The sequence below is a fragment of the Candidatus Goldiibacteriota bacterium HGW-Goldbacteria-1 genome, from assembly GCA_002839855.1.
GTDB lineage: Bacteria > Oederibacteriota > PGYV01 > PGYV01 > PGYV01 > PGYV01.
Genome location: PGYV01000004.1, coordinates 384115 through 404866, shown reverse-complemented (window position 1 = coordinate 404866; position 20752 = coordinate 384115). Strand labels below are relative to the sequence as shown.

The window sequence follows — 20752 nt, the reverse complement described above, 5'->3', positions numbered from 1 at the left end:
GCTGCCAAGCTGCCTAGCCGCCCAGCTGCAGTCTCTCGTATTTGTCCTTAAAATATGTTATCATTCTGATTATGAAAAAAACCATCATTCTATTCACACTTACAGTTATTATATCGTCCGCGGTGTATGCGGATGTGTCAAGAGCCGCATACCTGTTAACGGGTTTAAGCCCGCGCCAGGCGGCGCTGGGCAGCGGCGCTTCTGCCGCGCTTAATTCATCATCCGCGCTGAATATAAATCCCGCGTGCGCGTCAGGTTTAACTGCAGTGGAAGTTTCCGCTTCACAAGCGCTTATGCCGCTTGGTATAAGCGGAAGAATGCTTACAGGGGCAATGTTATTTGATTTTGGGGTAATCGCTGCGCAGTATCAGGGGTATAATTTTGGCTCACTGGAAGCGCTTGAAGCCGACCAATTTGGAAGGCCTGTTATTACCGGGGATGTCCTTGAATTAAGTTCTGATGTTTTTACAATTGCATACGCTAAAAAAACCGGAAATTTAGGGATAGGCGCTGCTATTAAAGGCGTCTTTGAAAAAATTGGAAAAGAATCCGCTTTCGGCGCTGCCGATATCGGCATCACATACAGTGATATTTTAAACGGCAGGCTTGGCATAAGTATAAGCAATATCGGCAAAAATGAAGAAGGCGCGCTGTTGCCGCTTGCGGCAAGGTGTGCGTTTGCGTGGAAAATCAGGGATAATGAAAAAGAGCTTCTTGATATAATGACAGGCGTTTATTATCTGAAAAACGAAAATTATTTTGAAGGGCAGCTTGGCATGGAATTTAAGCCTCTTGAAATGTTAAGTTTAAGGGCAGGGGCGTCAATTAACGGCGATGCACAATTAAATTTTTCCGCCGGGCTTGGAATAAAATACAATGATATGTCATTGGATTATTCGTACTCTCCCGGCGCTGTGCTTGGTGATACTCACAGGATAGGTATTAATGCCGTATCTTTCGGCGCGGAAGATAAAAAAGAAGAAGGCGGGGAGACCAAAGCAATACGCGAGCCCGCGCAGAACTTTACGGAATACATGAAAAGCGGGGATTATTATTTCCGCGCGAAAAAATATTCGCAGGCGGTAAAGTTTTACGAGCGTATAAACGTGCTGTACTGGAAAGACCTGGATTCAATGAAAGACAATGAAAAATCGTCATTTTATCAGAGGATGGGGCTGTGTTATTACAACCTGCGCGATAACAGAAATTCCGCGCAGTATTTTGAAAAGGCGCTGTTTTATTCGCCTGATAATGAAGTGCTTAAGTACTGGCTGAAACTGGTGAAATGATGAAAAAAATACTGTTTATAACAATACTTATCTTTGCCTGCTCGGCTTTCGCGTATGCCATTACCGACACGGAAACACCCACAGTCACAGAGACTTCTACAGAGACGGCAACAGAAACCGTAACAGACACGGTTACACAGACTACAACAGAGACAGCAACAGAAACTGTGACTGAAACTGCGACTGAGACAGCAACTGAAACCGTGACTGAAACGGTTACTGAAACCTCGACGGCAACCGCGACAATGACAGACACGGAAGAGTTGACAATGACCGTAACAGAGACTTCAACAATGACAACAACATCAACCATAACACCGACAAACACGCGGACAATCACTGTTACCGCAACCAAAACTATTACAGGCACAGTAACATTAACTCCCGTGCCTTTTACACCGACTGTTACCCCCACAATCACAATAACTGCTACGCCATTTTTAACACCGGCAGTAGAAGGCTATAATTTTGAAATTTTAAACGGGAAGATATACCCTAATCCCGCGTCAAACAACGCTCCTATCTACGCGCTGTTTAAATTCACCAATACCGCCAAAGTCACGCTTCAGATATATTCCGCTGACGGAAGAAAAGTAAAAGAAGAAACAAAAGACGTAAACTCCGGCGAACAGCGGGTCACGTTTACCGCGCCCAACCTTGCCCCCGGAATATGGTTTACGCGGTTTGTGACTGTTGAAAGCGGAAAGACAGAAAACGGAAAGTTAAGAAAGCTGGTAATTGTTAAATAATAATATTAAAGTTAATTTCTAATTGGAGGGTTTATATGGGAGATGAAAAAAATTTAATAAGTAAAATCCTATACGGCATAGGAGTAGTATTTATATATATTATAGCAATTGTGCTTGTTTTATCTTCCGGTTGTTTTGTATTGATTGGTTTAGCGGGAGGCGAGTATACTCCTATGTGGATGTTTGTGCCGATAGGTCTGATTCTGGGAGCCGGCGGTTATTTCATAATAAAATATATTATAAGACTCAGCAAAAAAAATAACCCCAAATAGGATAGATATTATGAATCCCAAAAAAGGCAGCCGTGACTGATGGTAAAAAACACAGTATCATGCTGTCCGCATTGCCTTAAAATACTGCCGGCAGAAAAAATTACAGAAGGTAATGATGTTTTTCTTGTACGTGAATGTCCGGAACACGGAAAAATTAAAACGCTAATAAGCAGGGATGCAAAACGTTTTTTTGATAAAACCTTTACTTCATCCGGCAAAGCAGTATATGAAAGACAGACTAAAAGTTTCAAAGGCTGCCCGGATGACTGCGGATGGTGCGATAAACACAAGCAGCACCTATGCACAGCTTTGATAGAGATTACCGGAAAATGCAATTTAAAGTGCCCTGTCTGTTATTATGGTGATAAAAATACGGGCGACATATCCTTTGAAGAATTTAAAAAGCGCCTTGACGTAATAATGCGAACCGAAAATGACAGCCTTGATGTGCTGCAGATTTCCGGGGGGGAGCCGACTCTTCACACGAATTTTGTATCTTTTCTTGAACATGCAGCTTCAAGGAATATTAACCGCGTGTTAATAAATACAAACGGGCTTGCGCTTCTTGGGGAAAGTGATAATTGTAATAAAATCAGGGATCTTAAAGATAAAGTTGAAATCTATCTTCAGTTTGACGGTTTTGACACAACAGCCGAAATTGAACTTAGGGGAGCTTCTCTTCTTGAAAAGAAACTTACATTAATTAATAAACTTAATAATGACGGTATTAAAATGTGCCTTGCGGTAACCGTAACCCGCGGAAATCTTGGTGAAATAGGAAGAATACTGGAACTGGCTATAGAAACAAAAAATATTACCGGAATAACATTTCAAAGGCTTACAGGTACAGGGTGGGCTAAAGGGTTGAAACAAAAACCTTTGCTTCAGGAAGATATACTGGTTGCCATGGATAAAACCGGTTATCTTAAATATAATCACATAGTGCCGTTGCCTTGTTCACATGAAAACTGCACTTCAATTTCATTTCTGTTTGTTGACGGGAAAAAATCATATTCTTTGGCAAAATATATTGATTTTGCCAAACATCAGGGAGCCATAAAAGATAAAATAGGTTTTGATTCCGGGGCTCTTAAATACCTTAAAGAACAAATCACGTGCAATTCAGGAGGGTGCTGTTCACAGATTGTAGATAACCTTACCCCGTTAAAAAAACTTAAAGAGTTCACAGATGGAAACAGTTCAAATAACGGAGATATGAAAATGATAAGAATTATTGTTAAGAACTTTATGGACGCCCATACTTTTGACACTGAAAGGGCTGAAAAATGCTGTGTGGGTGTATCTACAGGCAAAGGCAAAATTATACCTTTCTGTGTTAACAATGTATTCAATAAAAGGGCTGAATAATGCATCCGGAAAATGCCGGTCCTTTATATTACACTCTTTTTTCTTTTATAAGCCTTATAGCAGCGGTAATTCTACTGAAAGTGATGCGCCGTGAAGGGCAGCAGGATATAAAAACAACGGTGCTGCCTTTTATGATACTTGGCGCTATAATCGGAGCAAAATTGCCGGTGTTTTTGTCTTATGGCTTCCGTGAAGAATATATTTTAACGGGTAAAAGTTATTTTGGAGCGCTTGTAGGAGCGTTAATTGCATCCAATATTTATAAAATGGTTAAGAAAATCAATGGCGCGTTTGGTGACAGGTTTGTAGTGCCGTTGTGTGTTTCCGCGGGGCTGGGGAAAATAGGGTGTTCTATATACGGCTGCTGCGGCGGTACTGAAACAGATTTTTTTATCAGAACAAAAAACTATGCCGGTAGTTATGTGCATCCTGCACAGATTTATGAGAGCGTTTTTCAGTTTATGTGCGGTATAGTCTTTTTTTATTTATATAAAACAGGTAAATTTAAAGGCCTGCATTTTTTAGTATATCTTGCCGCATATTCGGTTTTCCGTTTTTTAATTGAATTTATAAGGATAGAACCCAGAGTTTTATTTGGATTTACCGTGTATCAGGTTATTGCCGTACTTATACTGCCGTTTTTAATTTTGATGATAAAAAGGAGAATAAATGAACCTGCAATTATACACTGACATAATAAAAGATATTATTAATAAATCCAATGAATTATATATATATAACCTGATTTGGATATGGCTGACAGCATTGATAATATTAATATCTGTGGTTTATAAATTTATTGAATATGGGGCTAAGCCGTATAAGGAGAAAGAGAACAAGCCCCACCCGGTGGAGACTTTTTCAATGGCTGCCGTAATAGTAATTATTTTTAATATTTTACAGGCTGATATCGGGGTATTGGAAACTGATCTGACAGCCCGTGTTGCCGCAGCTTCCTATGGATTGATACTATCAGCTGCCGGATGTTTTATACATGTATGGTCCAAGTCCACACTGGGGAAATACTGGTCAAATATGATAGAAATACAGGAAGGGCATAAAATTATTACCGCAGGGCCTTATTCCATAGTGCGCCATCCGATGTACAGTTCAATTATATTATGGCTTATAGGCAGCAGTATAATGTTTCTTAATTATGCAGCATTGATTCTTATATTATTCATTTACACGCCTATGATGATAGCAAGGGCAAACGCGGAAGACAAACTGCTTAAAGAAGCAGATCCGACAGGTTTTGCCATCCATTCCGCTTCTGTTAAACAATTAGTGCCTAAATTTGAAGGATGGTTCAGTATGGTTTTAAGGTTTGCGTTAATAGCTCTTTTTATAACGCTTGTGATTTACGGAGAGATGACGCCTGTAAGAATTGGGATAATAATAGCAGCGCATGTGTTTACGGGACTGCTTATGAAAACTCCAAAGGTTGGATTTTCGTATATTAACAAATCTGTTATTATATTAATTACATATATGATTTCGCTGTTTTTTCCGCATGCTAAATGGTTTTATTTTGTGATAATATTGTTTAATATATGGGGGTTGTTTTCCAACTGTCCGTGTATGATGATATATGAAAAATATAACAGGTGTCCGTGTTTTGACCTGTTTAAAAAATGCGTACGGCCTCAGAAATAAATTTTGTGTGTTTGCACTCGGCATATGGTTTACGCGGTTTGTGATTGTTGAAAGCGGAAAGACAGAAAACGGGAAACTTAAAAAGCTGGTAATTGTGAAATAATAACTATATAGTAATTTAGATTTGGTAGACGCGGGTCTTTAGCCCGCGGGTTTTGTAATAAATGGTTGTTTTTTTACATCTAAACATCCAAGCATCTAAGCCTCTGTTTTCAACGGTATACCCGGGTTGACAATACAAGTTATTTCTTGTATGTTTATTTATAAGTATAGAGAAGAGAATCAAACAGGGTGAAAAAAATGAAAACAAAAAAAGCAGGTGTTTATACCGACGGTAAAATTTATGAAAAACGCAAAAAAGAACATCAGAAAAGTCCTGAATACAGGGAAGCGTATGAAGAAGAAAGGCTGTCTTATATGGTGGCGGAGGAAATAAAGGAACTTAGGGGTAAAAAGCATTACACACAAAAACAGCTTGCGGAAAAAGCGGGTGTCAAACAGCAGGAAATATCACGGGTTGAAAAAGGCGGGCAGAATATAACTATTGGATTGCTTAATAAAATTGCGAATGGAATGGGAAAAAAGATAAAGATATCTATAGTTTAATCCGGGGGTTAAAAATGGAACAGCAGGTATTAAAACAGGAAAAGCTGCAGTATTCCAATGCAATACCTTTATGGCACATGGTAGCGCTGTCAATTGCCACGTTCGGGATATATCAGATCTTCTGGTTTTATAAAAACTGGAAACAGTTAAAAGCCCATCATAATCTTGATATAAAACCGGGCTGGAGGACAGCAGGGCTTTTTGTTCCTATTTGGGGGCTTATACTTACTTACAGGCAGTTTGATGATATCAGGGGGCACGCGGAAAATTCCGGCATTGAAAAACTGTTTTTACCGGGATGGATGCTTGTTCAGTATATTGTGCTGACAGCGCTGTGGAGGCTGCCTGACCCTTACTGGTTATTAACGTTTTTTTCCATTGCGCCTTTGACAATAGTACAGGAAACGCTTAATGATTACTGGAAAAAAGAACAGCCGGAACTTGTTTTAAAAACAAATCTTTCCGGCGGACAGATAACAGTTTTAATACTGGGCGGGATATTCTTTCTTCTGGCGCTTGTGGGCCTTTTCGCGGGGGAATAAATTTTAACCGGCAGATGTCAGGGTATAATTAATTATACCGGAGTATAAAATATTATACTTCAAAGAAGCAATTCTGATTTAAGTATACTTTTTATAAACCTTTTCCACTGTCTGTCTTGTAATTGCCCTGCCGTGAGACGGCAAAAAAAGCCTGCAGTTTGTATCCAGTAGTTTTTTCCAGCTTTTTATCAGCACGCGCCTGTCCATGACATACGGTACCATTGCCTGCCCGGGATACACGTTAAACATCGCGTCGCCGACGGCGGCTATTTCATCATCAACCAGTATGCTTATTGAACCGGGAGTATGGCCGGGCGTATGTATAATGGTAATTCCGCCCCCTGCGTTATATAGCTCATCAACAATAATATCGGGTATTACAGGAGGATAATTTTCACCCTCTATCGTAAATTTTCCTTTAACCGGTTTGTCTTCCGGGTTTACCCCGGCTTTTAAGTGTTCTGTTTCGGCGCGGTGAATAAGTACTTTGGCATTAAAATGCGCTTTAAGTCTTGAAGTGTTTTCCACGTGGTCGTAATGCGCGTGGGTTAAAACGATTATAGAAGGCTCAGCGCCGGTCTTTTTTATTTTCAGCAGCAGGTTGTCGTACATATAACCCATACCGGCATCCACAAGAAGGGTGGTACCCTGTGATTCCACAAGAAAAATATTATTTCTGCCGGATACTACAAGTGTGATTTTAGAGCCATTATCTGTAAGCCATTTCGAAGGCATAAGGTTTCCTCTCGTTTGTAATAATAAATTTATTATAGCACGTTTGGAAGGTTGGATGCTTAGACGCTTGGATGTTTGGAAGGTTATAAGGACGGATGCTTAGAAGGTTAGATGCTTGGAGGATTGGTAAGATCCGGTTGAAGCGGGCATGCGAGCGTAAGAAGACGGAATAGACTCTGATCCTATGTGTTTTTGGTCTATGTAGTGGTAGCCGCGTCCCTTTAGGGCGCGTGTTTTAGATTTTTTTGTCATGGTAGACGCGGGTCTTTCCCGGCCGTCGCAGCAAAAAAAATGCTATGGCGGAGATGGCAGCCCGCGGCAGTTGATTTGCAGGTCTGAATGTCTGATTTTACTTCTGTCCCTCCGTGCATCCGACCCTCCGTCCCTCTGGTTTATAAGCCAAGCCTCCAAACATCCAAGCATCCAAGCATCTGTTTCACCGTCCCTCGGGTTTGTATAATTCTCCCGTTGATTAATTGGGTACAATTGGGTATAATTGGGTATAGTTAAAAAGGAGGCAATATGGAATCAAATCTTACCAGACGGTTAAATGCCATTTCCGGAAATGACGCAGCGCGTATTTACGGGAAAATAGCAAAAATAGATGAATTTAAAGGGTGGTTTAAAGCTGCTCCCGGGCTTGGCCCGCAGATACTTGGCAGCCTTAAACAGAGCACAATTGTGTCTTCGGTAGGTTCGTCAACAAGGATAGAAGGTTCAAAGATGTCCGATGAGCAGGTTAAAAAACTTCTTAACGGACTTAAGGTATCAAGGTTAAAAGACAGAGACTCGCAGGAAGTCGCGGGTTATGCGGAATTACTGGAAACTATATTTGATAATTATAATCAGATTCAAATAACTGAAAATATAATCTTTGGTTTTCATGATGCGCTGCTTAAGTTCTCTGAAAAAGACAAAAGGCACAAGGGCAGGTATAAGTTTCTTTCAAATGCCGTTGTGGCAAGGGATAATAAAGGCAATGAGTCGGTTATTTTTAATCCCACAGAACCTTATCTTGCGCAGAAAGAAACAAGGGAACTTATTGACTGGGCTGTAAAAGCGTATGCTGACGGAATTTTTCATCCGCTGCTTATAGCCGCCAATTTTAACCTTGAATTTCTTTCCATACACCCGTTTCAGGACGGCAACGGAAGGCTTAGCAGGGCTGTTTTAAATCTTATGCTTTTAAAAAGCGGGTATTCATACGCGCGCTATGCATCGCTTGAAAAAATAATAGAAGATAATAAAGCTTCATATTACCTTGCTTTAAGAAAAAGCCAGATGAACAGGGGTAAAAAAGCGGAAAATATAATACCATGGCTTGATTTTATTCTTGATGTGCTGGTGAAGCACGCTGAAACAGTAAAAGAAACTGTGCAGGGTGAAAATCCTCTTTTTTTAATCTCTGAAAAACACAGGGCGATTTTAGAACTCTTTGAAAAATATGAAACGATAACAAATAAGATTATTGTAAGCAGACTTAAAATGAACAGGGAAACCGCAGGCCAGTCACTTGCAAGGCTTGTAAAACTTAAACTTATTAAAAAAACCGGCAGCGGCAGGGCAACCGCGTATATAAACATGGGAAATGAAGAAAAAGATTTTAATAATCAGTAGTGTTGGATTTTTTATATTTTGATTTGGTTTTGGTAGGCGCGTCCTTTTAGGGCGCGGCAGTTGTATTGTGTTCTTAATGTAGAGGCGCAATATATTGCGCCTCGCTTTAATATTTATGTGGTATATAAAAAACTTGCGTAAAACCAATGGTTAATATTAAATGTTATATAAAAGGAGGATATCTTGGACAGCGACAAAATGTACGATTACAGGGATTTTATGGAAGAGTTTTACGTTGATATTCTTGAATTTATAGTGTCAAAGCCGGTTTTATTCGCTAAATTGAAAGAACAGGAATCGTTGTTTGATTTAATGCCTGCAGAGCCGCATCAGCGGAGAATTATGGCCCTTGACTGGTTTATATTTGATTATAAAATACCGGACACAAATCAGGGGGTACTTGATGATTTTATGGAAAATTCCGGAACCCACCCTGACAATAAGGACATATGTGCTCAGTTTAAAAATAACTGGTATGGTATTTTTGAAGTTGTGGCTTTAAAAACCGGCAAAGAGGCAATACTGCGCGAACTTTTTGGGTCGGCTCAACATCATGTAACAGATGGCACGCTGACAAAATTCATACAAAAAGGGGATGTAATAATAGGCCGTATTTTGACTTTTGAAGATATAAAGATAATGGCAACAAGCGCGATTAAAATGCCGTCTGAAGCCGCTACAATAATCAGAATCAACCGGGGGCGTTTTGAGGGTATAAAAGCAGGATTAACGCCTGTTGACGTGGCAGGGCTGTTTGGAAAAAAAGATAAAGTTGAAATGTCGGAAAAAGACCGGGTTCTGCATGAAGCAGGCAGGGCGGGATTCAGCGCGGATGAAACATTAAAACTTATTAAAGAACTTGAAGAAGGCGCTAAAGGAACGGAAATGCCTAATGAAATTATAGATCCATACGCGCGTATAGTAATGAATAAAAATAATAAAATGGCAGAGCCGTTTCTGGACGCTGTTTATAAATTTTGGAACAGCCTGCTTCCTTTTTCAACGCAAAAAGGGCCCATAGAGACAGCTGTGATAGAACTTGCAATGTCGTATATGCATGAACAATTACAGAAAAGAAAGATTACCAATCAGGATGAAGCGGATAAAAAAGTTCAGGAATGGATGAAGCTGCCTAACATGGCGCTTGACGGCAAATCTCCGGAACAGGCGGTTATAGATGAAAGAAAACAAATGGGAAACCCGGAACTAAGGGTTGGCTACAGTTTTCAGGTTAAAGAAATATGCGCTGAAAAAGAAAAAGAGGCCGAAAAGCTTTATAATCAGGCCCTTGAACTTGGGCAGAACGGCAAACACGCTGCCGCGCTTAAACTGTATAAAGAATACTGCGAATTGTCGGACATAAACCACGTGGTGCATCACAATATGGCTGTAAGCCACTTTTTTTTAGGCCATTACAAAAAAGCTAAGGAACATCTGGAAAAAGCCTTAAAGCTTAAACCGGATTATGAAAAAGCCCTGCGCGCGTTAAAGGACTTAAAGGGCAGGGGCCTGGGGTAGAAAAAGGCAGACAGCGTATTAAGCAAAAACAAAATCTAAACAACGCACCTTAAAAGGTGCGGCTACCAAATCTCCAAGCCTCCAAACATCCAAGCATCTGCTTTATCGTCCCTTATTTTTGTATGCCAAGCCTCCAAACATCTAAGCGTCCAAGCATCCAAATATAAAATACTGCAAAATAATCAACAATAATACAATTCAATTGACTTTTGTAATGCCAAGTGGTAATTTGAAATTGATTATGTATCGGGATTTCAGGCTGACACAGGGCGGTTAGAGCGAATTCATGAAACTTAAAATGGAAATCATCAAAAAACTATTCCTGATAATATTCTGCGCTTTTATCCCCGCCGGGGTTTTCAGCTACAGTTATTCCACCACGGTAGAATGGATAAACATGTCATGCACCAGTACCACCACTTTCGCGTCCTGTACCCTAAAATGCAGATTCTGCGGCGTTGTAATTGCCACAGCCACTTCATATTCAACATCCGTAAACGTGAACGACTATATGCACTGCTGCCCGGGAATGGTAAATGCGTATTTTCCGGGATGCACGTGCGCGGGAAACATGCCCGACTGCAGCCGCAGCGGCGCCGGCGGAAGTATTAATGCCGCAAGCGACACATACGGCACCGGGTTTTTTACCCCCAATTCACAGGATGAAACAAAAAACTGGTTATTGTCAAATGAGAAGAAATGGGAAGTTTTAAAAAGGGTCTCCCTTAATTATGGTTTTGATAATCCGGAAAATTATATTATGTCATACGGCGATAAGATGACTTCCAGGGATTACTGGCTGGGAAAGATGCTTACGGCGTATAATAAGTTTCACAAACCTGATGAAAATAATACTAAAGGCAAATCTGAAAGACCAACACCTGTGCCTGTAAAACCCGCGCCTGCAATCCCGCGCGTAAATCCATGCAATGACCCAAATGTGGTCTGCCTGGATGACGGGCAGGACACAGTTGACCCCGCGCTGCTTAAATCGTATGACCCGCAGAGGCCTTTTGCTGAACGCCTTGCAGGGCGCGTGCCGTCGGTGATTGACGAAAAAAGGTGCAACACATTAAGCGGGGATGATTACAATTCCGCTATGGCACAGGCGGAAAAAGCACAAGGAAAATCCGGTAATGACGCGGGCGTACTTAAATTCCTGGCTGATGATATGTATTCCAAAGTGGAAGGAAAAGTAACGGACGCGGGCACAGATGCTTTTATGGATGCCATATCCGGCGGAAATGAGAATATAAAAGAAGGTATGGGTGCCGCTGTGGAAGTTTACGGCATATACGGCAATATTAAAAACCTTGATAACGCGGCAAAACAGGGCAATGAAGCGCTGGGTACAGAGATGAACGGCCAGCTTGTGGGATATCTGTCAGGCAAGATGAAAGGCGTGCAGGGAGCGATAGCGGACAAGAGCATAAATATAATTAAAAATTATACAACCAACCTTACGGAAAATGTAATGCAGGGCCTTAAAAAAGCCGGCGACATAGCGACAAACCCGAATTATACGCAGAGCGATATAAATGAATTATTTCATAACGACGGGCAGTAATAAAAAACAAAAGAGGACAAAATGAAACGTATTTTAACAGCCGCGCTTGTATTGTTTGCGTTATCTGTCTGTTCGTACGGCGCGGAAAATAAACCAAACCTTTTAAAAAACGCGGCCGTGCTTCTGCCGCCGGCAAGCAAAGTAAAATTCAACTGGATTATACCGCCGGCAGAAAGTAAAAATACAGGCGCAGGTTTAGTTTTTAAAATGGACGGCAGCGGCAATATCTGGCTTGGCCGCGGCGGTAAATACGTGCTTAACCCCAATAAAAATTACATGTTTGGCATTGACCGGCAGTATGATGATTTTGTTTTAACGGCAAAAGGCGCGCTGTATTTTGCCGCAAAGGGTTATATTGGTTACATCCCGCCGGTTAAAGGAAGCACCACTGATAACGGCATTCACCCTTTTCAGCCCATTGCAAAACTTCCGGTAAATGAATGCAGGCTTTCTGCGGGAACGGGCAGCGTCATATATATAATAGGAAAGAACCCTGCAAACGGGCGGTATGAAGTGTTTACCGCGTCCGGTGAGGGCGCGTCTGATGATAAAATGAAAATGGTTTATAAAAAACTCTTCTCCGCGGGCAATAAAATATCCGCGGCAGCGGGAGACGGCAAAACCACATTTATTGCCATGGATAAACTTGTAGCGGCGTCAGTTTTAGGGGCTGATAAAACAGAAGGTATTTTTAAACATTCAAAAGAAGCAATAACAGGGCTTGCGTATGATGCCAATGCCGGGCTTTTTTACTGCACCGCAAAAGGCGTGGGTTATGCGGGTAAAAACAATTCAATGGAATTTTTAGCCGTGTCCAATCCGTCTATCAGCGTATCCGGCGGAAAACTATATGTGTACATCCCGTCAGAAACCGCTGTGCTTCAGGTTGACAATATTTCGGACTTCAAAGGATACGCGCGTAAATGAAAAAAACTTATTTTCTTATATCAGCGGCTTTGGTGTGTTTATTTTTTACAGGCGCCTTATATGCCAAACCGCTTCCCGAATTTAATCCCGGTGACTGCGGCGGCTGGAACATAAAATATAAAACAGCGCCCGCTTCAATGCCGTGGTCTTCAGCGGACCGTATTGCAGGGGCAAGGGATTTTTTAATTCAGGGCGACATCATAAATTCCATCAATTATTACAAGGCGCTTAAAGATTCCGGCGAATGGTCAAAAATAAGGCCGGAATACGCAATGGCGCTTGGCGCGGGCGGAATGTATGAACCCGCGGTAAATTTTCTTGATACGGACAGGCAGGAAGAACCATACGGCGCCGCGGCATATTATTACGCGGGCTGGGTTTACCACCTTGCAGGGTACCGCGATATGGGAAGGGACATGTGGAAAGCGGCGCAAAACGGCGGCGGATATCACGCTTATTTTGCAAAAGACGCCCTTAACACAACAAACCCTGAAAAATTATACTGCGCCGGAAAACTTGGCGCGGATAAACCGCTGCCGCGCTATGTGAAATCCGCGGAGCCTGATACTGCAGAAGCCCGTGAAAGTTTAAAAACAGCGCTTATGTATTATTCCGAAGAAAAATACTTTTCCGCGGCTTATGCTTTCAGAAAAATGGCGGAAAAATATCCCGGCTGGGTGATAGCATACATGGGGTGCTCCCTTGCGCTGGAAGGCGCGGGCGCTTTTGATTCCGCGCGCGCAGCCGCAGAAGCCGCGCAGACTATAACCGGGCTTGGCAAGGCTGATGGTGATAAAGTAAGCCAAAGGGTAAAAGAACTTGGGCAGATAAAACAGAGCGACAAAGAAGCGTGGATGCGCAATAAAAATCCGGAACTTGAAACACCGGGTGTTAAAGACACATACGTCATAAGTTTTGGCGGCGCCAATATGGGTTTTGGCGGCGGAGGGGATTTTTCACTGGCGCTTTCCGGCAGGCTTGGAATAATGGTATTAAAAGAAATGGAAGTTTCTCTTGGCGCGGGTTTTGACACATTATCGGGCTTAAATTTAAGCGTGGGCGCCACTTACAGATATTTTATTGATGAAAATTACAGTTTAAATCCCGGCACGGCGGTAATCTTTGGGGTATCGGGAGACGGCCTTTCAATCTCCATTGCGTTAAACGGCGGTTTTTCATGGTATCTTGATAAAAAATCAAGCAGCGCGGACATCATATTATCACTTAATAAAACCCTTGTAAGCGATGACCCATCAGTATCGGTTTATGTCGGCACTACGAGGTACTTTTAATGGCCGCCTTAAATAAAAATTTAATTCTTTCCGCGATTTTTATTATTTTATCAATACCCGCGTTTGCCGCCCCGCTGGATGATTTTAAGCGGTCTGATATTTATTCAGGCGGCATGTTTAATTCCGCATCCGTAAAAACCGGCGCAATTCTTCTTCTGGATGTGTCTGAAAAATTCAACCTTGAAAGTGACAGCACGCGTAAGATAATAATAAAAGCGGCGGTTGAAGAATGGGGCAATAATAATAAAGGGAACGCCTGCATGGTATCGGTATCCGGCGGGGATTTGGTATCAGAACTGTGGTCAGTAAATGAAAACGGCAAAATTCAAAAAACAGAAGAATGGGGCGCGGGCGCAAAAAGCGAAAATGGCTACGACTTCTTTTTATCGGGCAATCTTATGGGCAGCGCCGGCACAGCATCTATTAACCTTTACGCCGGCACGTACTTTTTTAATAATGTAATGGACGCGTCAGTCAGCTTAAATATACTGGAAAATTCAGTGGGGCTGGGGCTTTATACAAGGGGGCACTGGTTTGTCTCGCAGACGTTAGATTTGAACGCGGGGCTGCAGGTAAGTAATGTGGGTAATTTTGATAATATGGACTTATCGCTTATCCTGGGCGCAAGTAATTTCATAGGGTATAAAACAAGCCTTGATTTTACCTGTTCTATTTCCACAAGCGGGCGCGTTGCACTGGGCACGGGTATTTCTTTTCATCAGAAAGCCGGCAGCGCGGCGGTGCCGTTTGACGTAACGCCGTCAGCCAATATAAAAACGGCAAAATCAAATTTAAAATCTTCATATACACCGGCTGCAACTGCCACACCCGAAAACACAGTGGTGATTTTACCCACAGAGACAATGACACCCACAGCGGCGGATACATATACGCCGGTGCCGACAGCTACACAGACTGTGGTTCCTTCACCTGTAGTGCAGCTGACAACTGTTCCAAAGCAGGAAACAGAGCAGGAAATGAAAGACAGGTTAAAAAAAGAGATACTGGAAGAGTTAAGAAAAGAACAGGGAATTGAACAGCCAAAAGCCAAAGCCGAGACAGAAGATGAAAAAGACGGTTTCTATATGGAAACAGATATGCTTGCGCTGGCAAGAATAATAGAAGGTAATCACACGCAGAGAGATTTTAATTTAAGAATGGGATGGGGCGACTGCGGTTTATTTGGTATAAGTACTTGGATTGATAATATTATGTATAACGACGAAGGGCTTGACGGCATGTTCTGGGGAATTAAAATTGCCGCGAATTTTTACCCGTTGTGGCAGGTTAATCCTTCTTTTAGTTCTCCCGCGGGATTATACGTGGGGCCTGTGTTTGGCGGCGGCTACGGAAGGTTCAATCAGTATTATGGGCCGGGCGGCGGGCAGAATGATGAAGACGGGGAATCAGATGAAGTGTTTGGTTTTTCAGTAGGGTGCGAGCTTGGATTCAGGCTTTCGCTTGGCGGATTCTTAATTGATGCCGGCGCGGAGTACGCGCATAATATAAGAATGTACGCGTTTGATTCGCTGGATTCAGATGATATTATTTACAGGCTGCAGATAGGCTGGATGTGGAGTTCATGCGGGGGTATTAAATGAGAAAATTATTCATAATATCAGCTGCTGCAATTGTTCTAATGTTAGCACTTATCACAGGGTGCACTGAAAGAAGCAACCCGTTTCTGCCGTATATAGTGCCGACGCCGGCCGCAAACTGCGATAATGCGGAAAGTATTGGGACAAAAATGGGTGATATTCAGTATTATAAAGTGACGCGTGACCTTGTGTGGGTAAGCAGGCATCAGGCAAATAATTCAGGAACGGTTACAAGCATAAGCATAAAATCCGCGGATGGCGGCGATGTGAAAGTCGGGTTGTATAGTTCGTCTAACGTACTTATGGCACAGTCTGAAATTGTAAGGATAGACAAAGGCTGGAATTTAATTACCATACCCGCAGCACAGATTTATTCAGGCGGGACTTATGGTATTGCTGTTAAGGTTTTTGGGGATATGAATCTTTTTTCAATAGCGGAAGGGGATAGTTCCATGTTTGCGGCTCCTTTGCTGGAAATTTTTCCAAGTATCGGTGACGCGCTTCCCGACCCTCTTGGCACAAGTCAGGAATACCGCACCACCACCCTTTTTATCTACGCGGACTACTGCCCGTTTTAAAAATAGATGCTTAGAGGCTTGGATGTTTGGATGCTTACAAAAACGGATGCTTGGAAGGTTGGATGCTTGGAAGATTGGTAAAATCTGGTTGAAGCGAGCCTGTGCTCTCTTGTTTTTGTAATTGTATTTGCCGAACCTCCAAACATCTAAGCGTCCAAGCATCTGTTTTACCGTCCCTCGGGTCTGCATGCCAAGCCTCCAAACATCTAAGCGTCCAAGCGTCTGTTTTTTATATATCTGCTGCAACATTTTTATGGTTTAATACGTCTATAAACAGATGTGCGTTTATGCGCAAAAATATAATTCGGAGGGTTTTATGAAAAGATTGTTTTTGTCTGTACTTGCTGTTGCGGTTGTTTTATCAGTTGTTGGCTGCGCGGGGACGCAGATTAACAAAGAAGCTCTTCTTGGGGTAAAAAGGGCGGGCGTTTTAAGTTTGACAATGGTTAAATCCGCGCCTTCAAATGCCGCCAATAACGCTGTAATGCAGCAGGCCGCTGATTACGCGCTGGCGCAGGCGGAATATCAGTTGAAATCCGCAAGGTTATTTACTATTGTACCGTCAGCTTCGCTTGCCAAAGTTCCGGCTTATTACTACGCGGGCACAATGTCAAAGGCAGCAGGTGCTTTAAGTTACTTTAAGGAAAATCCGGACGCGATGATTACAAAAGTACAGGGCGATTCAAACGCGGATTTTATGACAGCATTAAAAGAAGGGCTGCAGGCGGCATCAGCAGCGGGAGAAGCAAGAAAAAATCCGGCAGCTGCTGCGCAGAAAGTGCTTGATGGCCACAAAGAAGTGCTTATAGGCGCAAAAGGAGTCCCGTTTATCCCTTACACGCTTTTTAATAATGCGGAATCAGGCACTACAATAAAATACGTAAACGGCGAAAGGGTAACAGATGAAGGCGAAAACCAGGGGCTTAAAATGGCATTGCTGGAACAGGCCAAAGCCGTATGCGCGGCGGCAAAACTTGACGCTGTTATAGTGGTAATGGCAGACACGCTGTTGCCGCCTCCGCAGGGAGTAAGGGTTATTGTAAGCAAAGACAGGGTGGTAGGGACAGTGAAGGTTGATATGACAATGGTTATGATAGATAAGACAGGGGAAATTATAGCGGATTTTGAAAGGCCGGTAATGGACGACCTTGCCCCCATGAAACTTGCAAGGCCCACGCATAAAGCAGTAACCTGGAGAATGTCCGGCGGCAAAAACTGGCCGGATAAAATAGAACCCGATGTTGCAGACCCGTCCGGCGAAATTCTGCGTGATTTAAAAGAACTGTCAGCAGAAGCAGCAAAAAGAATGGCGAATAAATTAAAAGAAGAACTGGCTAAAGAATAAGTTAGTTTTTAAAGTTTAGTCCTTACATATAAAAAACGCCCTGCACCCGCAGGGCGTTTTTGTTTTTATAATTATTGTTTGTTCCTGGTATAAATTTGTTTTGGCAATGGTAGCCGAACCCTTTAGGGTGCGCGTTTTTGGTTTTTTGTTTTAGGTTTTATGTTTTGGCTTCGCTTTGGTAGACGCGGGTCTTCAGCCCGCGGCAGTTGATTTGGTTCTTATAATTGTATTTACCGAGCCTCCAAACATCTAAACATCCAAGCATCTGCTTCACCAAACTTCCGTCCCTCTGTCCCTCCGTGCATCCGTCCCTCGGTACCACTCCTGTCATTTTTTGACACTTTCCCCCTTTGCGCCCCAAAATCCCCTTTGTTTATGTCCTTTTTTTCAGTGGCACGCGGATTGCTATTACAGGTATAGCAGAAGTAGGTTTGGTAGGCGCGTCCCTTTAGGGCGCGGCAGTTGAAGTGAAAAGATTAAAAGGAGAGACACCATGCAGAAGCAGAAAGAAGCGGAAACAGAGATAGAAGCAACAGAACTTTATAAAAACGCCAGGGAATTTCAGAAGTGTCTTTATTATTTAACAGGACATGATAACAAACACGATCCGTTTTTAAGGGATCCGCTCCCTAATTCTGCCAGGGCCATTATGATGCTGGTAACAGATTACCTTTCCGGGGCAAAGACAAAAAGAAAAGGCATAGCGGCAATAAAGCAGGAAATGGCAAGGATGAAAACCAATATTTACACATCATTTGATAAAAACATCATAACAAGAGAGGCATTTTCAGAAATACTTATTTATTTTGCAAGGCTTAAAAGGGCGTTAGAAAACACGTGTCCGCCGGCAAATAAAAAGGCCAAATCTGCAAAACCGGTAATATAAAAAAACAGGGAGGCAATTATGGAACTTAAATTTAACTACGGCAAAAGGGAGCTTTATTTAAGCCATCACGCGGCGGACAGAATGTTTCAAAGGGCGGGCTGCAGGGACATTAAAGAAGTCTCTGAAAAAACAGCAGAGATTATAAACAACGGCTTTGCGGCAAAGATTAAATTAAGCCGCGGGACAGAAACCGTAATAGCGTACAAAGACTTTTGCATTCACATCCGTGAAAACACGATAACTACCGTTAAATACAACAACGCTTATTTCTGCGCAGCGTAACATGAAAAATATTCTGCCGAATGAACTTCTGGGAAATGCCATATTAAATGGCGATGCCAAAGGCGCTGTAAAACTTATTAAAGACGGTGCGCGGCTTGATTTAACCGGTGCGGCAGGCTGGTACTTTGAACTAATCGCGTATTGCGGCAGTTTAGAACTTGCAGAAATTATTCTGCAGACACATCCCAATTACGACCCTGTGTGCCTTCTTAATGAAGCATTTCAGTTAAATGATAAAAAATTCGCTGTCTGGCTTATAAATAAGGGCGTTGATATTAACATGGCGCATGAAAAGGGCAATATCATAAGGCCCTGTGTAAGGCATGGCAGTATAAAAATGATAAAGGCGGCTTTTTCCGCCGGCCTTAAATATAATACCGGGGATTATGCCCCGTGGTTTGAAACGGGCGGTTTTAAACATGCGGATGCGCTTAACACGGTTATGTCTTATGTTTTCCCGGGAGAACCCGGAAAATTGGCAGTACCTGGCTTAAAAGCGGCGCAGTACGATGACAAGGTTAAACTGGGTAAAATACTTAAAAAATTAAAAAGTATTAATTCAGGCAGCCATATTATTACGGCTCTTTTCATCTGTGCCATGACAGCTCATAAGACGGCTTTTAAATGCGCCGCGCTGCTGAAAGAGTATGGGGCGGACGTAAACGCGCAGGATGAATACGGCAGAACTGCCGCGTTTTATAGAGTATCAGTTTATGAAGACGGCGTAAAAATGGTACTGGATACATTAGACATATTTGTAAAACTTGGCGGAAACCTTCATCTGGCGGACAAGCAGGGAAGGACAATATTAAGCGAATGCATGGCAGATAATAAGTACAAGACTCTTGATAAAATTCTGCAGTTAAGGGCTGATATCACTTCTTTTGACCGGCTGTCTTATTTCTGCTGGCTTGCATCCATGCCGGATAACGGTGAAAAAATAAAGATGCTTAAACTTTTAGTAAAAGCCGGGTACGACGTTAAATCTTTTCACGGTGTAAACAACCCCCTTGATTTTGCACAAGGAAAATTAAAAAAATTCCTAAGGCGCGTGATTCAAATACACAACTTAAAGGTGCAAAATGGTATCGGCGGATATTGAAACGGCGCGTTTTACAGATGACATGTTAAGCCGGATAAAAGCCGGCTTTGCGGATGAAGCCATGTGTTTATTAAGGCGGTTTGACACGCGGCTCCTTGAAGAACACCAGAAACGCGCCATTGTGCACGCGGTGTTAGCCGAAGGCGGCGCGGAAATTATAAGAAAAATGTTAAAGTCCGGCATTTGCGGCGAACAGGGCGGGGAATTTATAAGGTTTATGGATAATACAGAAAAAACCGGCGTGAATTTTAATCTGTACACCCCAATTTCAGAACTGCTGCTTGCGCCTATGTCTCTTGGGGCGTGTACAGGTAATTTGACACTTACAAAGGCAATTGCAGACAGCGCGGTTAACGCTTCCGCGTGGGATGACATTTTTATGCCCGCTGTGTGCTGGGCGGGATGGCATCTTGATATAGAACATCTTGATTTTTTAAAATCGTGTGGTTTCTGCGTTAACAGGGTTTCTTTTTATGAAAAGACCCCGCTGGATTACGCAATTATGCGCAGCGCGCGCGATATTATCAGGTATTTAAGAAAAGATGAAATAAGCAGTTTCATAAGAAAAGAGATTAAAGCCGCAGTCATGGATTTAAAAGATGAAAGAATAGCGGGTATCATCGGCGTGCTGGGCATAAACTTTACGCGGCTGACAGAAAATCTTGAACATATGTGCGCGCTTGGCGGGGCAATTAACCCGGCCGTTTACGGCATAAGGACAAACGCGCAGCAGGTATCTGACATTAAGCTGGTTTTAAAAGCAGTAATGTTTGAAACAAGAAAAAGGCTGATAGAAGCCGGACAAAACACAGGGAGAATATAA

At 42.4% G+C, this 20752-nt stretch carries 21 protein-coding genes; 20 read left to right on the top strand and 1 reads right to left on the bottom strand.

Annotation, left to right across the window (positions count from 1 at the left end; all coding sequences use genetic code 11):
* Positions 1-41 precede the first annotated feature (41 nt).
* From CVV21_05615 to CVV21_05580, 8 genes are all read left to right on the top strand, one after another.
* Positions 42-1289 (top strand): hypothetical protein, encoded by a 1248-nt coding sequence (locus CVV21_05615; GenBank protein ID PKL92229.1) that lies wholly within the window; start codon positions 42-44, stop codon positions 1287-1289.
* Positions 1286-2038, top strand: a complete 753-nt coding sequence (locus CVV21_05610; protein PKL92228.1) for a hypothetical protein — start codon at positions 1286-1288, stop codon at positions 2036-2038. Before CVV21_05615 ends, CVV21_05610 begins: the two co-directional genes overlap by 4 nt.
* A 35-nt stretch (positions 2039-2073) precedes the next feature.
* Positions 2074-2310, top strand: a complete 237-nt coding sequence (locus CVV21_05605) for a hypothetical protein (GenBank protein ID PKL92227.1) — start codon at positions 2074-2076, stop codon at positions 2308-2310.
* Between the two features lie 39 nt (positions 2311-2349).
* Positions 2350-3678, top strand: coding sequence for a hypothetical protein (locus CVV21_05600; GenBank protein PKL92226.1), 1329 nt, complete (start codon positions 2350-2352; stop codon positions 3676-3678).
* Positions 3678-4370 carry a hypothetical protein gene (locus CVV21_05595; GenBank protein PKL92225.1) on the top strand — a complete coding sequence of 231 codons (693 nt, stop codon included), beginning with the start codon at positions 3678-3680 and terminating at the stop codon, positions 4368-4370. The genes CVV21_05600 and CVV21_05595 overlap by 1 nt, the downstream gene beginning before the upstream one ends.
* Complete coding sequence (locus CVV21_05590; GenBank protein PKL92224.1) at positions 4348-5334, top strand: hypothetical protein; 987 nt, start codon at positions 4348-4350, stop codon at positions 5332-5334. The genes CVV21_05595 and CVV21_05590 overlap by 23 nt, the downstream gene beginning before the upstream one ends.
* Positions 5335-5634: 300 nt before the next feature.
* On the top strand, positions 5635-5940 hold the full coding sequence (locus CVV21_05585) for a transcriptional regulator (protein PKL92223.1): 306 nt from the start codon (positions 5635-5637) through the stop codon (positions 5938-5940).
* A 14-nt stretch (positions 5941-5954) separates the two neighbouring features.
* On the top strand, positions 5955-6482 hold the full coding sequence (locus CVV21_05580; GenBank protein ID PKL92222.1) for a hypothetical protein: 528 nt from the start codon (positions 5955-5957) through the stop codon (positions 6480-6482).
* A 78-nt stretch (positions 6483-6560) separates the two neighbouring features.
* Here CVV21_05580 and CVV21_05575 read toward each other — a convergent pair whose 3' ends face one another.
* Positions 6561-7217 carry a hypothetical protein gene (locus tag CVV21_05575; GenBank protein ID PKL92221.1) on the bottom strand — a complete coding sequence of 219 codons (657 nt, stop codon included), beginning with the start codon at positions 7215-7217 and terminating at the stop codon, positions 6561-6563.
* Positions 7218-7739: 522 nt separating this feature from the next.
* Here CVV21_05575 and CVV21_05570 point away from each other — a divergent pair.
* From CVV21_05570 to CVV21_05515, 12 genes are all read left to right on the top strand, one after another.
* Complete coding sequence (locus CVV21_05570; GenBank protein ID PKL92220.1) at positions 7740-8834, top strand: Fic family protein; 1095 nt, start codon at positions 7740-7742, stop codon at positions 8832-8834.
* 183 nt (positions 8835-9017) lie between these two features.
* Positions 9018-10352, top strand: a complete 1335-nt coding sequence (locus tag CVV21_05565) for a hypothetical protein (GenBank protein PKL92219.1) — start codon at positions 9018-9020, stop codon at positions 10350-10352.
* A gap of 286 nt (positions 10353-10638) precedes the next feature.
* Positions 10639-11919, top strand: a complete 1281-nt coding sequence (locus tag CVV21_05560) for a hypothetical protein (GenBank protein ID PKL92218.1) — start codon at positions 10639-10641, stop codon at positions 11917-11919.
* A gap of 21 nt (positions 11920-11940) precedes the next feature.
* A complete protein-coding gene (locus tag CVV21_05555) occupies positions 11941-12846 on the top strand; it encodes a hypothetical protein (protein ID PKL92217.1) in 906 nt (301 codons plus the stop codon).
* Entirely contained in the window at positions 12843-14138 is a 1296-nt protein-coding gene (locus CVV21_05550; GenBank protein PKL92216.1) for a hypothetical protein, read from the top strand. The genes CVV21_05555 and CVV21_05550 overlap by 4 nt, the downstream gene beginning before the upstream one ends.
* Positions 14138-15739, top strand: a complete 1602-nt coding sequence (locus CVV21_05545; protein PKL92215.1) for a hypothetical protein — start codon at positions 14138-14140, stop codon at positions 15737-15739. The genes CVV21_05550 and CVV21_05545 overlap by 1 nt, the downstream gene beginning before the upstream one ends.
* Positions 15736-16314, top strand: coding sequence for a hypothetical protein (locus tag CVV21_05540; protein PKL92214.1), 579 nt, complete (start codon positions 15736-15738; stop codon positions 16312-16314). Before CVV21_05545 ends, CVV21_05540 begins: the two co-directional genes overlap by 4 nt.
* A 316-nt stretch (positions 16315-16630) precedes the next feature.
* The gene (locus tag CVV21_05535; protein PKL92213.1) at positions 16631-17659 is read left to right on the top strand and encodes a hypothetical protein; all 1029 of its coding nucleotides are present in this window, start codon (positions 16631-16633) and stop codon (positions 17657-17659) included.
* 493 nt (positions 17660-18152) lie between these two features.
* Positions 18153-18545, top strand: coding sequence for a hypothetical protein (locus CVV21_05530; GenBank protein ID PKL92212.1), 393 nt, complete (start codon positions 18153-18155; stop codon positions 18543-18545).
* Positions 18546-18563: 18 nt separating this feature from the next.
* Positions 18564-18827, top strand: coding sequence for a hypothetical protein (locus CVV21_05525; protein ID PKL92211.1), 264 nt, complete (start codon positions 18564-18566; stop codon positions 18825-18827).
* A 1-nt stretch (position 18828) separates the two neighbouring features.
* Positions 18829-19929 (top strand): hypothetical protein, encoded by a 1101-nt coding sequence (locus CVV21_05520; protein ID PKL92210.1) that lies wholly within the window; start codon positions 18829-18831, stop codon positions 19927-19929.
* Positions 19910-20752, top strand: a complete 843-nt coding sequence (locus CVV21_05515; protein PKL92209.1) for a hypothetical protein — start codon at positions 19910-19912, stop codon at positions 20750-20752. Before CVV21_05520 ends, CVV21_05515 begins: the two co-directional genes overlap by 20 nt.